The organism is Neorhizobium sp. SHOUNA12A, from assembly GCF_023006505.1.
Lineage (GTDB): Bacteria > Pseudomonadota > Alphaproteobacteria > Rhizobiales > Rhizobiaceae > Neorhizobium.
The window spans coordinates 34,901-47,705 of sequence record NZ_JALBGV010000045.1 but is presented as its reverse complement, the minus strand read 5'-3'; the positions used below and the strand labels follow the sequence as shown (position 1 = coordinate 47,705).

Sequence of the window (12,805 nt, the reverse complement as noted above, 5' to 3'; positions counted from 1 at the left end):
TGATCCCGCAACCAACGCCAAAACCGGCGTGACGGGAAATACATCTCGGCATGTCGCTACAACGGAAGCGTTCTAGCAAGATCAGCACGCGACTTTTTCAACGGTATCGGCAGATAGTGGTCATTTCCTTCTTCGGCCTGGTCGGTTTGCCGTCTCTGTCGAATCTCGCAAGGGGCAGCCCACCCCACCATCGCTGGGTCTTGTGTTCACCGCTGCCCGAGTAGCAGGCGGCCAATACTTCCGTTTCCTTTAGAGGAGTGCGCACAGGGATTTGTTTAGGACGTGCCATGGCTAACTATAGGACCCGCTGAAGCTCGCGCTCATTGCAAGAGCATAAAGAGCTGCGGATCTAGTACAAAAAGGTGTTGGAATCTACCGCAGTCTCCACACCGGATCGGGCTTAGCTGGGTGAAGCCGCTGCCGGTCCAGCTCATGGGAAACCCTGACACTGGTCAGAATCTGTCGCGCTGGGACTTAGAACGCATCATCACCGCTATTGAGTGGGAGCGGCGTCAATTTTCCACCTTTCCAGCGAAGGCCTCACGAGGCCGCCTTCGAAACCGACCCCAGGGCCACGGGCACCCGCGGCGGAACAAGGCGAAACTGGATCCCACCTCCGATTGGGACGGTTGGCGTTCCGCCGGGGCTACAGGGCGTGGTGTTGGTGCGAAATCCTTTTTCGCGACACCCGGCGGGCACGCAAGTATCGTGATGCTATCCGACGACTGATGTTGTTATAGAATTCTGCCAGTCCTGGGAACGTCTTGAAGACGTTCTCCTTGTCGTCGGCGTGTACGGAACTGCCCGTCATCACGACGAGCATAACATTAACGTATAAGAGCTTTCGCATTCAAAGCACCTCACACAAAGTGGTTATTCGGCCGGGTACTGTCTTTGCTGTTGCGATAAAATCGCCAATTTCCTTTACTCTGGCTTCCATCTGCGCATGGCAACGGATTTTATCGTGCCCGAGTTGGAATCGGCTTCGAACGTGACCTCAATTTTCTTTGGTTTGATGCGATTGACAGCATCGATAAAGGCTCCCCATGTCGCGATTTCACCAGCCTTTGGGATATGCAGAATTTCTTTGTAGATAATCTGCCCAGCAGGCAACTCGAAAGGCGCGGCCTCGTCTTCCTTGCCCGGCCATTTCCCAAAATTTTCTTCATGCATCTTCACAAAGTCACGCCAATGATAGCTGTACGCCTGACCCGCAAACGTAAATTCCACGTCCGTTGCTTCAACAGATACGGTTTTGGCCGGGTCTACTCAATTCCTGAAGACGATTGGAAACGTCACTGCCATCTGAGAGGCTCGCCGCTCTTCTTCGGTTTTCCTTGGAGCTGCCAAGGTCCGGAAATCGATCACCTTTAGCGGGTCCATCGACAATTGTCCGGCGGGCGGCTGAAGCGAGGTTATGGTCCCTGGCGAAAAGAAAAAAGTCAGAGCAAAGGCCGCGATGCCGCCCCCGGCGCGGATGGCAACGCCCGGACCGTTAAGCGTAACTCCGAGAAAGCCCGGCACTGCGGCAACAAGCGCTCCGATCGCAAAAGACAGAATTATCCTGATCAACAGAAATAAGGAGGGGTTAAAAGGCCGGTCACGGATCACGAGATACATACGGCCCCTATTATGGCCGTTACCTTCGCCCGCTAAAGGACCCGCTCGTCTCGGCCATCGAGACCACTTTGCCGTGGATGAGAAGGATCAGGCCGCTTTACACTCTCGCCGCCGGGACAGCTCCCGGCCGGCGTCTGATGAAGGCGGCTGGACTCACATCGCTTCCACTTCTGCCGAAAATCTCGCTGCAAACGGCGGCGCGCCGGCTCGGCATTGCCACTGCGGAACCCGAGGTTCTGGCCAGGCTCCCGGCCGCGGAGCGGCAGACCATCGTCGTGTTCGTGCCGGATGCCTTCACCGCGTCTTTCGATCCTGACGTGGTGATGGCGGCGATTACGCTGGCGCAGAAGATGGGGCTTTCTCCGCTGCTTGCCGCATCGCATGTCAACGGCACGGCGCTGCATGTGCATGGTTATCTCGGCCAGTTCGAGAAGGCTGCTCTCAAGACCGCGAACTATCTGCAGCGGCTTGCCGATACAGGCGTGACCCTTGTCGGTCTCGATCCGTCGATGACGCTTGCTTTCCGCAGCGAATACAAAGGGATCCCGGGCGTCGAGCCATCCGCGCCGGTCCTGCTGCCGCAGGAATGGCTTGCTGCCAATCTTGAGCGATTGGCGAAAGGCATCACGCCGCCCTCCGGCAAGCGCTTTCAGCTGCTGCCGCATTGCACGGAACGCAGCAATGCTCCGGCATCGACTGCCCAGTGGGAAGTCATTTTCGATGCCGTCCAGATCAAGCTCGAAACGATTCAGGCCGGATGCTGCGGCATGGCCGGAACCTTCGGCCACGAAACCCGCAACCGCGCTGTCTCGGAACAGCTCTATGCCATGAGCTGGGCCGGGGCCATCGCCGCCGTGTCGGACGACACCATCGTCATCGCGACCGGCTATTCCTGCCGGTCGCAGGTAAGGCGATCGATACCACCCACCTTCCGCACCCGCTTGAAGTTCTGAGCCAGCTACTCGGTTAGGCAAAAAACGCCCGATCGCTTTCGCGACCGGGCGCTCTTAACTGTTGGGTGCAGGATTACATCGCCTGCTTCAGGCGCATGGCCTCGGGATCATAGACCCGGCCGAAACGACTGTTCAGGAAATCGGCAAGGGTGATCTCTTCCTGGCGGACGAAGCCCTTCTGCGGAAGCTTGCCGTCTGCGAGGAGATCGAGAACCGTGGTGATCTGGATCGCGCTCATCTTCTTGCCGGCAACCACGCCCGCATAGATCTTGTTTGCGTAGGTCTCCTGCATGTAGCGACCATCCCTCCAGCCGCAGACGGTGACGAAGATCACGACAACGTCCTGCATGGTGGCGGGAAGCGCGTTCTCGAAGAGGTCCTTCAGAACGTCACGGCGGTTCTTCAGGTTCAGGTCGTTCAGCAGCGCCTTGATGATGGCCTGATGACCGGGATAGCGGATCGTCCGGTAGTTCATGGTCCGCACGCGGCCTTCGAGCGACTTTGCCAGCGTGCCAAGGCCACCCGACGTGTTGAAGGCTTCATAGATGACGCCATCGAGCGAGAACTCTTCGCGCTCTTCCATCGCCGGGACCGTTATCAGCTTGCCTTCGACGACAGCCTCGCAAGGCTCGATATATTCGTTGATCAGCCCGTCCGTGCTCCAGGTCAGGTTATAGTTCAGGGCATTCGACGGATATTGCGGCAGCGCGCCCACGCGCATGCGGACGCTGTCGAGCGTGTCGAAACGGGTCGCCAGCTCATTGGCGACGATCGAGATGAAACCCGGCGCCAGGCCACACTGCGGAATAAAGGCGACATCGGCGCCATTTGCGAGCTCTTTGACCTTCTTGGTCGTGGCGACGTCTTCAGTGAGATCGAGATAGTGGACGGATGCTTCAAAAGCGGCTTCGGCAACCTTGCCGGTGAGATTGAAGGGTGCGGCCGAGAGAACGGCAAACTTGCCCTCGAGGACGGCGCCCAGCGCGGCGCTATCGGTGATATCGACGGCTGCCGTCGAAATCGCTGGATGGCGATCGACCTTAGCAAGCTGCTTCTCGTCGCGATCGGTGACCACGACCTTGTAGTCGCCCGTCTCCGCCAGCATCAGCGCAATCGCTCCGCCGATCTTTCCAGCACCGATGACCACTATTTCCTTCATATAAATCCCCTGGAGTTTGCCTATAAGATTTTTATAGATTTGCCGCCGAGGGAAAACGATTCATAGCGACATAATGAGCAATATGATGTACATAATTTGGCGGAATGCCGAGCACAGTTAGCGAATTGTGAAATCCATGAAATTGTCGGATAAGGATCGCGAATTGCTAGCGGTGCTCAGCGAAAATGCCCGGATGCCGGTCGCAACTTTGGCCAAGCGGCTATCGCTTTCGCGCACGACGGTCCAGGCACCGCCTTGAGCGTCTCGAACGAGACAAGATTATTTCCGGTTATTCCATAAGGCTGTCGGAAAGTTACGCTTCCAGCCTCGTTCGAGCACATATCCTCATCACGATCGCGCCAAAGGCGCTCTCGCAGGTGACCGCATCGCTCGAAAAAGTAAATGCGGTGGTCGAGGTTCACTCTGTCAGCGGAACCTTCGATCTTATCGCCATCATCGCCGCACCTTCCATCGCCGACCTTGATCGGTTGATCGATGAGATAGGTACGGTCGAAGGTGTTGAGCGTACCCTCTCTTCAATTATCCTCTCGACCCGCGTTTCAAGGTGAAATTAGACTAAGTGACTTAGTTTTGTCCAACCGCGTTGCAGCGGATTGCGTAAGCACAGACCGCGTCGAGCAGGCAGGGTTTAACAGGCCGCTGTGAAAATGAACTCGACCAAATCTTTGTATCTGCCAACCGGCATTCAGATAGAGGTGGCTCGGGAATTTGAACAGCGTAGATCAATGGAATTTCCGCCTGACTTCGGCTTGGATGCCGAGAGTAAAAGATATTATGACAAGACGACTGCGCCGGAGCCATAGCCCGGTTTGGTGTCTACCTGCTGATAGACGCGTTCAACGGTTTGGGGTTTTGCAGGATATATTCGCATGTAGTTACCTCCTGCCTTTTCGGCTCCGCCTCTGGCCCTCTGCTGCGCTGCGGGAGTTGCAAGCAATTCGGCGGAGCCGAAAAGGCCGGTAACTGGATGCGGATATGGCTTATTTCCTGGCTCTAACCTGAGGCTTGGCGCAGTTGGGCACGGGAAACGAGACATCACGGATGCACTCAAAAATTGCATAAGAGTGCAGAGAACATTCGTGTTTTATTGTTCATAATCTGCTGTACCTGCTATGGAAAAGAAAAATCGATCCAAACTTATCGCACTGTTTTTTTGCCAGGTGTTGGACCCGATTTTCAGATTTAGGCGAAGTGCCTGAGTGTTGAGCTCATTGAAGAAAATGTCGATGTCCTGCCATGATCTGTTGAAGATCAATCATTGATGGTGTTGATTATCGTTCGAAGACAACTTACGTCGCCTCACGACTGGTGGTCCGCTGAGCAGTCCGAAACGGCGTCATCCGGATCCGCTTCGTCGTCCATCCCCTCGTGGCCCCAATAGACATAGATCTTGCCCTCTAGCTTGATGTAAGGGTGCTCCGGTGGAACAGTGGCTTCGAACGATGCGGTGGTTCTAGCGCGCAGGAGTGCGGGCAGGGCGAAAGCGCGCAGATGGTCGAGAAAGACCTTGGGGTCGAACCCGAGGTTATCGGTTCCCCGTTCCGCAATCATCGGCAGGAGGTAGGTTCCCGCCTGCCGGTAGATTTCCTGTTCTGCGGCGGCTTGCCACCCGGCCAGGGCAGTCTCGTCTTCGGTTGGGTGAGCCAGATCCTCGGGCACGGGTTCGGCGGGAATACTGCTCCACTGGATAACCGTGTGGAGGAATGCCCGGATCGCCTCGGCTGATGCATCATCAAGGCGGGTTGTCGGACGTATCTCGACAGGCTTGGTGTCGAACTCGCGTGGAATGAGGTCGAACCGTCCGCGCGTCAACTTCTCGATGGCTCTGAGACCGGCGTGGCTTCCAACGGGTCCGATGTGCGAACCGACGCCAAGGTTGATGGCGGTAAGACCTACAAGTATGACAACGAAACCGATATCGCTGTCCACTGCACTCATGCCCGTGGTCTTTTTGAGTACGAGATTGACGATGGCGACGATCAGCTGGGGCATTCCGTTGGCGGCGAGGTTGGAAAAGCTGTTGGCAGTGTCGGAAAATCTCTTGTTCTGGTCTCCAGGGAGAGGAATAGCCCGACCAGTTCCCGGAATGGGGATGCGTGCGCCACCTGCGTTGATCCACATCTTGATCATGCCGTAGGCCGCGTACATGGAGAGGCCGTAAACCAGCAGCTGCTCGACGATGGCAGTACCAATCCGCGCAGCGAACAGCAGGCCGGTAAAAAGGACCATCCCATATTGGGCCCATTGTTCGCCCGGGAACTTCTCAACCGGAGCTGCCTTCCCGGGACCGCTATCGCCGACCGATTTGGCAAGCGCGTTGATGGTCTTGTCGATGGCATTGTTCCACTGGGAGACGGCCTCGCTGGCAGCCGCGTTGATCTTGCTTTGGTCCCCTAGCCACCCGAGGTTTCTCTGGGTATAGGCATCCCTCGTGTTGTTCAAATCCGTCTTGTCCAGCTTGAGGCCTTCGATCAGTTCCCGAACGGCGGCTTGGCCCTGTTGATCGGTGATGGCGGGATCGGCGGTCTTCCAGAGGAAATCGGAGAGCTTATCGATCCAGGTTGGGAGGTAATTCGGCATGAGGTACATAAAGGTCGCCCCCGCCAGTGTACCGACATTGTAGTCGATCAAGTTCAGAAGATGTTTGCTTGAGGGGTCGAAGGTGGGGCCAACTTGGAAAATCGGCGGCCCGACGACCGTAGGCATGATCCAGTCGGCGAAATGATCGAGCATGACGGCTGCATTGGAGAGGGTATCGAGTACCTTGCCCGTCAGTATGGCAAAGCCACGGGAGGCATTCGCGGACATGATGGCGAGGTAAAGGCGAGCGTGTTGCCCGGCCGCTGTTGCTGCGGGTATGGCGTAGGGCAGGGTGCAGACGAGGGCCCAAAGGACACGTTGCAGCCACGACGTGCCACCGTCTTTGGCCATGGGGTCACCTTCGGCAGCGTCGGGGTCGGCGAGCCGAAAGTTCTTAAGCTCGTTGTACAGGGCCGCAAAAGGCGATCGGGTCCAGCGCCCATTGAGGAACGATCGGGGGCGCGCCAGATCGTAGGCCGCCCGCCGACGTTCGGGGCCGGCCAGAACGGCATCTTCGAATGTCTTGAGGCGATGGCGCATTCTGGTGACGACCGGCTGAACCTTGCGCCGGAACTCCGGCGTGTCCTGCTTGGCAATGTCGGCAAAGATGGTTGCCAGGAACGTCACCTGGTCGGCGGGCACCGAGCCGGACAAGCGTTCGACCCATTCCGCCTGCGTTGCCGGAGGCGGTCTCAGATCCAGCTGTTCATCCGTCGGGACAAGGCCCAAGCCGGCGAGGGCGTCGGCCATCGGTCCGATCTCGTTGTTGCCCGCGGAGGAAGACATGGTTCGGGTGAACAGTGCGCGTCGAGGAATGATAAAGAGGTGATCAGGTTGGTGTGTTCGGTGGTTTGGATTTGATTGTGAGAAGGAAGAGCAAGAATATCTCGAAAGTCGAGTTTATAAGGGCATGAGGTATCGCAGGGTCAGCGGCGCGAGCCCGGCCGTATTTCGGAGGCCACGTCATCTTGCCACGTCATCGACAGGTGGAACCAGTGGGCTCGTGACGGGCATACGATAGATTTCGAATGACCGTGCCACGTCATCAGATGACGACGATTGCGTGCGCCGGGAAACCGAGCCAACCAACGACAGCCACGTCATCGACAGATGCAAGCGGTGGGTTCGTGAAGCGCATACGAGAGATTTCGAATGACAGTGCCACGTCATCTGTTCGCGCCTGGTTAGGCCGCCGAAGTTCTATTTGATGGAGCGTCGCCGCAGATCGAAGAGCCAACACCAGCAACCAACATCAGCAAGCAACACAAACTCAGCATCCACATTCAATTTGAAATCGTCCTTGCACAAAACTACCCGGCGACATGGAGCAGTATCTCCCTTGCCGCTACTGGAGCGAGGAGGACATGAAGGCGCAGGGCGTGGTCCTCGCGCCGGCGCTCGTGCTGGAGGCGACCCGGGGCATGTGGCAGCGTTTGCGTGATGGCAAGGACCCCGGTGACAAGAAGGTCATCGACTATGCTCCGAACGAGCAGCTCACCGGATTGCCGAAGTATGCGCATTTCGAAGAGAAGTACCGCCGCGAAGCGCATCATTCGACCCTCACCGCGACCTCGGACCACATGCTGGTCAAAAAGCTTCTCAACGCCCTGCCGGCCAACCTCGAGCTTGGCCTTCAGCGATCGACCTCAACCATTACGGCCACCGATCGCTACACCGGCCGGCCCATCGGGTTTCTCGAAGGGACCCAGATCTCGCATGCCCGAACTGCTGTCTATGTCAGCAAGATCCTGGAGCTGTTCTTTTCCGAGGACACGGGCATCAACGTGTTCATCTTCGGAGCGGGGCCGGTCGTGGGATGGATCGTTCGGTTCCTCGCTCACCTCGAAACGTTGGAGCCGGGCAAATTCGGAAGCGTGCTTGTCAAGAGCACGGGACCCTCGGCTGATCGACTGGTGCAAGAGCTCAAAGCCGACCTCGGCAGATTGCCTATCGCATCGACAACCACCAAGGACCTGCTTGCTGAAGCCGATCTGGTGGTCACCGTCACCGGGGCCAGCGTCAACAGGTCCAGCATCAACAGCTCCGACGAGGCTCTCTTTGAGCTTGCCGATCTGAAATCCGATGCGGCGACGACCAGCCTGGGCATCGAGACCTATTCCGACGAGTATCTCTGGGAAGTCCTTGAGAGCGGCACCCCCGTGGTCGATCACATCATCTTGGTGGGCACGCGGGGCGTTGATTGCCTGCCTCGTTTTTTCGCAAAGCAGGGCATGGACTTTCTGAAGGAAGCCGGTGCGCACGGGGTCCTGAACATGTTTGAGCTCAATCCTGGCCAAAAGCGGGACGGGCCCATTCACATGGAGGCGGTCGGCATGCCCATTCTGGATGCCTATGTCACCGAACACGTCTTCCACAAGCTGGCTGAGGCTCAGGGTCTGAAGGTGCCCCTTTTCAAGGATTGCGGATTTTAGTCCCATGACGCTGCAGATCGTCCAGTGCCTGTTGTGGCACAGTCCTCACTTCGTTGTCGTCGTCTTTGTCAGATCGGTTTAGTTGGCGATACACTCGCCTTCGTTCGGTTGCGGATTAGCCGCTAGCTTGGTCACTCCTTCATCCAAGCAGAATACAACAATCAGCTAGGCAAAATACAACTATCATTAAGCCTGAAAAATTCGTTTGATCGGCGTGAATTCGTAGCTACTTGGGAATGCTTTTGTCCGGCCTGATGATAGCTGGCTATTGCTGGCTATTGCAGGATATATATTTATGTCTTGTTCATTTGTCCATTCGTACATAAGTTCGTGACTGAATTCGTGGATGAGCGCGACAGGCGGCTTGCCCGCCTCTCGTGACTCGGTAAAGCGTCCGCAAAATCAGGTGTACCTATCGCCGTCCGGAATTCTTTCGTTGTGGAGACTGGTAAGCACCTACAATCGCTCAAACGGCAGCCGATCTATCGCCTGCCATATCGATGCGCGGAAGTCTTCAACCAATCTTGGCGGAGCTTTTCCGCTCGGAAGAGCTATCCCGAAATTGTATGGCACTGCGGGGGCAAAGCTCTTCCGAGACAGTCCTCTTGACGGGTATGCGTCCGCTGTGAAGGGATCGACAAGCGCAACTCCCAATCCTCGGCTGACGAGATCACAAGCACTCATGGCAAACGTGGTTTCGATACGCCGCTGGCACGTGACATTATGCTCTGCCAGAACCGCATCAAGTTGCATGCGAAGAAGGCTGTTCATGCCCAGCGAAATCAGCGTCTCACCCTCGAGATCGGTCGGACTAATTACGTCTTTCCTATTCAGGCGGTGGGTTTCTGGCACAATGCACACCGCACAAAGCGTGGGCAAAGGCTCCAGAAACACGCCGGGATAATCGCCTTTGGCGAAAGCTACGCCAATGTCGAAATGATGTAGCGCGACAAGTTCTAACACCACCTGTGACGCATCGTCATGAAGGTATATCGACACGTCGGGACGGTCCGCCGCAAAAGTTTCGATCACGTCCGACATGAAATTAATCGCCAAGGCCGTGTAGCAAGCAACCCTAACCGAGCCCAGGCGGGACATTCTGATATTCTGTACAACCTTATCGATTCGATCAATGCCTTCAAAGTGGCGTGAAACCTCCTTGTAAAGCATCATGGCTTCCTCCGTTGGGCGAAGGCGGTTACCCAGTCGCTCAAATAAAGAAAATCCGACGTCTGCTTCCAGATCACGAATTAGGCGGCTGATCGCGGGTTGAGTGATACCTACCATGTCAGACGCTGTTCTCATCCCCCCCGTGAGCATGACTGCCCGGAATATTTCCAGCTGACGCGACTGCAGCATTACATCTCCCCAATCAATCGCTCACGCTCCCCGACAAAGTCGACCCGTGGGAATGATAATGTTTTGTTATCAAGGAATGCCAATTTATGGAGTTGTGCTATCGAAAGCAAGCTCTAGAGTTGTCGTCGCGGGCGAATAAGCTACCCGCGACTGATCGCGAGAAGATTAAAATAGATGCTGCGATCGGTATGGGCCAGGTTTTCCAGAGGGATGAAAGTCATGAGATATTCTTCGATTCTGTCTTCGGCAGTAATAGCAGTTGCGCTTGCGGCTTCCGCTATCCCCGCGCCGGCGCAGGAACAGGTTGTGAAAATTGCCACCGAGGGATCCTACGCTCCCTGGAACTTCACCGAAGGCGGCACGCTGAAGGGTTTTGATATAGATCTCGCCATCGATCTTTGCGCCCGCGCAAAACTGAAGTGCGAAATCTTGCCTCAGGCCTGGGATGGCATCATTCCTGCGCTAAACGCTGGTAAATACGACGCTATCATTGCCGCTATGGGCATCACCGCGAAGCGCCAGGAGGCGATTGCCTTCAGTATCCCGTACGCTCGAGCCAGGAACGGTTTCTTTGCCGCGAAGAATTCCGATCTCGCAAAACTGCCCGAAACCGGCCAGTCCTTCGACCTTGGAACCAACGCGGACGGAGCGAAGGCGGTTATAGAGAAGATGCGACCGCTGCTCAAGGGTAAGGTGATCGGTGTCCAGGGCTCGACGACGAACTCGGCCTTCCTTGAGCAGTATTTCAAGGATGGCGTGGAAGTCCGCCAATACAAGTCAACCGAAGAGCAGGAACTCGATCTTTTGTCGGGCCGCGTGGACGCGATCGTGCAGTCGAATATTTCTCTTGCGACGACCAAGAAGAACAAGCAGTTCGACAACTACGACATCCTTGGGCCGACCTTCCTTGGCGGACCATTCGGAACGGGTGTCGGCATCGGTTTGCGTAAGGACGATACGAAGTTGAAGGCAACCCTCGACAAATCCGTCAAGGAAGCCATTGACGACGGCACCGTCAAGCGCCTCGCCCAGAAATGGTTTGCAGTCGATGTAACGCCACTCGCCCAGGACTAAAACCATCGCGGCGACTAGAGCCACCGCGACTAACAATGGAGGGAAGGGCAAATGAAGGCGTTCAATCGCATCCTCCCAAGCTGTCCTCCCTCCACTACATCGACTACGCTGCCTCGGACGAGGCGCGATCGAGGACCGAGTTGTGATAGACTATTTGACATTATTTGGAACAGGACCGGATGGCTGGGGTGATGATCTGGCGGTTGGTGCGGCGGTCACAATCGCTGTAGCACTCGGCGGCTTTTTTCTCGGCGCAATCTTCGGCTCACTTGTTGCATGGGCGAAAATTGCAGGCAACGCTCCTCTCCGCCTTCTCGGAGTCGGATATACGACCATATTGCGCGGTATACCGGACCTGCTAGTCATCTATTTGTTCTACTTTGGCGGCAGTGCTGTTCTTGCGGCAATCGCCGGACTGTTCGGACATCAAGGCTTCATCGGGTTGCCCTCCTTTGCCGTGGGTGCGGTCGCTATTGGCGTGGTGTCCGCCGCCTATCAAGCCGAAGTTTTTCGGGCGTCATTCAATGCGCTTTCGAAAGGTGAGATAGAAGCAGCGCATGCCGCCGGCATGCACAAAACACTTATGTTCCGCCGGATCATCGTTCCGCAAATGCTCCGTCATGCAATTCCAGGCCTCGGCAACGTTTGGCTGCTCGTTGTCAAAGAATCTGCACTCGTGTCAGTGACTGGATTGGCAGAATTAATGCGTACGACGCAGCTTGCCGCTGGGTCGACCCGACTTCCCTTCGACTTCTACCTCGCCGGCGCTCTCATATACCTCGCAATCACGTTCATTTCGACAATGCTGTTTGCCCATTCAGAAAAGCGATCGCGCCGTGGCTTCAGCGAGGCGATACGATGAACCTGCACTTTATTTGGGAAACCTTCCTCGCACTTCTCACCGGCGTGCCTGTCACTCTAAAGCTGGCAACTGTGTCTGTCGTTGCCGGCATGATCCTAGCCCTTTTTCTCGCTGTATTGCGCCTGAGCCGCTTTCGATTGGCACGATGGGCCGTCGCAGCCTACGTATTCGCTTTCCGCGGGTCGCCGATGCTGGTTCAGATTTTTCTGATCTATTACGGTCTTGGGCAGTTTCGAAGCACACTTCAGGCACTTCACCTGTGGTACTGGTTCCGCGATCCATATTTTTGCGTGCTTCTAGCTTTGTCACTTAACACGGCTGCTTATGGCTGCGAAATCATTCGTGGCGGGCTTCAATCGGTATCCGCACAGCAAGTCGAGGCGGGACGAGCGTGTGGCATGTCAGGTCTCTTGCTTTTCCGTCGGATTACACTCCCGATCGCGGTGCGCAACGTCGTGCCCATTTACGGAAACGAAATCATCCTGATGGTCAAGGCTACCTCGCTCGCATCGACGGTGACAATCATGGAGATCACGGGCATCGCAGCAAAACTCATCGCTGAAACTTATAGGGCGTTTGAAGTCTTTGCCGCAGCCGGCGCGATTTACCTGCTGATCAACTTCGTTCTCATGCGCCTGATTGCTTTCGTGGAGCGCGCATTGTCGCCCCATTTGCGCCGCTCGACCCGACCGGTTGAAACCATCGGTGCACTAGCCGCAACACATTAATCCGCACAGGGGGAAGC

Annotated in this window: 9 protein-coding genes and 2 pseudogenes; 6 read left to right on the top strand and 5 right to left on the bottom strand. The window is 56.2% G+C overall.

What is annotated here, in order from left to right; all coding sequences use genetic code 11:
- Nucleotides 1-924 precede the first annotated feature (924 nt).
- The gene (locus tag MOV63_RS19710; protein ID WP_247036079.1) at nucleotides 925-1,230 is read right to left on the bottom strand and encodes a hypothetical protein; all 306 of its coding nucleotides are present in this window, start codon (nucleotides 1,228-1,230) and stop codon (nucleotides 925-927) included.
- A gap of 39 nt (nucleotides 1,231-1,269) precedes the next feature.
- Complete coding sequence (locus MOV63_RS19705) at nucleotides 1,270-1,620, bottom strand: hypothetical protein (protein WP_247036077.1); 351 nt, start codon at nucleotides 1,618-1,620, stop codon at nucleotides 1,270-1,272.
- A gap of 8 nt (nucleotides 1,621-1,628) precedes the next feature.
- On the opposite strand from MOV63_RS19705, the pseudogene MOV63_RS19700 reads away from it, so the two are divergent.
- Nucleotides 1,629-2,590 (top strand): annotated as a pseudogene (locus tag MOV63_RS19700) ((Fe-S)-binding protein); the annotation flags it as partial.
- Between the two features lie 56 nt (nucleotides 2,591-2,646).
- On the opposite strand, the gene MOV63_RS19695 reads toward MOV63_RS19700, so the two are convergent.
- Nucleotides 2,647-3,732, bottom strand: coding sequence for a saccharopine dehydrogenase family protein (locus MOV63_RS19695; RefSeq protein ID WP_247036075.1), 1,086 nt, complete (start codon nucleotides 3,730-3,732; stop codon nucleotides 2,647-2,649).
- A 136-nt stretch (nucleotides 3,733-3,868) separates the two neighbouring features.
- Between MOV63_RS19695 and MOV63_RS19690 the strand changes: the two are divergent.
- Nucleotides 3,869-4,301, top strand: a pseudogene (locus MOV63_RS19690) (Lrp/AsnC family transcriptional regulator).
- Between the two features lie 751 nt (nucleotides 4,302-5,052).
- Here the strand turns inward: MOV63_RS19690 and MOV63_RS19685 are convergent.
- On the bottom strand, nucleotides 5,053-7,083 hold the full coding sequence (locus MOV63_RS19685) for a hypothetical protein (RefSeq protein ID WP_247036073.1): 2,031 nt from the start codon (nucleotides 7,081-7,083) through the stop codon (nucleotides 5,053-5,055).
- A gap of 614 nt (nucleotides 7,084-7,697) precedes the next feature.
- Between MOV63_RS19685 and MOV63_RS19680 the strand changes: the two genes are divergently transcribed.
- Nucleotides 7,698-8,765 carry a hypothetical protein gene (locus tag MOV63_RS19680; RefSeq protein ID WP_247036071.1) on the top strand — a complete coding sequence of 356 codons (1,068 nt, stop codon included), beginning with the start codon at nucleotides 7,698-7,700 and terminating at the stop codon, nucleotides 8,763-8,765.
- A gap of 456 nt (nucleotides 8,766-9,221) precedes the next feature.
- Here the strand turns inward: MOV63_RS19680 and MOV63_RS19675 are convergent, their stop codons facing one another.
- Nucleotides 9,222-10,124 carry a LysR family transcriptional regulator gene (locus MOV63_RS19675; protein ID WP_247036069.1) on the bottom strand — a complete coding sequence of 301 codons (903 nt, stop codon included), beginning with the start codon at nucleotides 10,122-10,124 and terminating at the stop codon, nucleotides 9,222-9,224.
- A 174-nt stretch (nucleotides 10,125-10,298) separates the two neighbouring features.
- On the opposite strand from MOV63_RS19675, the gene MOV63_RS19670 reads away from it, so the two are divergent.
- The 3 genes from MOV63_RS19670 to MOV63_RS19660 all read left to right on the top strand — a co-directional run bounded on the left by MOV63_RS19670 (nucleotide 10,299) and on the right by MOV63_RS19660 (nucleotide 12,788).
- Nucleotides 10,299-11,198: a transporter substrate-binding domain-containing protein gene (locus MOV63_RS19670; RefSeq protein WP_293405347.1), complete on the top strand. Its 900-nt coding sequence runs from the start codon at nucleotides 10,299-10,301 to the stop codon at nucleotides 11,196-11,198.
- A gap of 145 nt (nucleotides 11,199-11,343) precedes the next feature.
- On the top strand, nucleotides 11,344-12,060 hold the full coding sequence (locus MOV63_RS19665) for an ABC transporter permease subunit (RefSeq protein ID WP_247036087.1): 717 nt from the start codon (nucleotides 11,344-11,346) through the stop codon (nucleotides 12,058-12,060).
- Nucleotides 12,057-12,788 (top strand): ABC transporter permease, encoded by a 732-nt coding sequence (locus MOV63_RS19660; protein WP_247036067.1) that lies wholly within the window; start codon nucleotides 12,057-12,059, stop codon nucleotides 12,786-12,788. Before MOV63_RS19665 ends, MOV63_RS19660 begins: the two co-directional genes overlap by 4 nt.
- Nucleotides 12,789-12,805: the final 17 nt, after the last annotated feature.

What these genes read in the sequence shown, in the direction of transcription:
- MOV63_RS19705 (WP_247036077.1), bottom strand. Translation starts at nt 1,620, where the DNA reads ATGTATCTCGTGATCCGTGACCGGCCTTTTAACCCCTCCTTATTTCTG.
- MOV63_RS19680 (WP_247036071.1), top strand. Translation starts at nt 7,698, where the DNA reads ATGAAGGCGCAGGGCGTGGTCCTCGCGCCGGCGCTCGTGCTGGAGGCG.
- MOV63_RS19695 (WP_247036075.1), bottom strand. Translation starts at nt 3,732, where the DNA reads ATGAAGGAAATAGTGGTCATCGGTGCTGGAAAGATCGGCGGAGCGATT.
- MOV63_RS19685 (WP_247036073.1), bottom strand. Translation starts at nt 7,083, where the DNA reads ATGGCCGACGCCCTCGCCGGCTTGGGCCTTGTCCCGACGGATGAACAG.
- MOV63_RS19670 (WP_293405347.1), top strand. Translation starts at nt 10,299, where the DNA reads ATGCTGCGATCGGTATGGGCCAGGTTTTCCAGAGGGATGAAAGTCATG.
- MOV63_RS19675 (WP_247036069.1), bottom strand. Translation starts at nt 10,124, where the DNA reads ATGCTGCAGTCGCGTCAGCTGGAAATATTCCGGGCAGTCATGCTCACG.
- MOV63_RS19660 (WP_247036067.1), top strand. Translation starts at nt 12,057, where the DNA reads ATGAACCTGCACTTTATTTGGGAAACCTTCCTCGCACTTCTCACCGGC.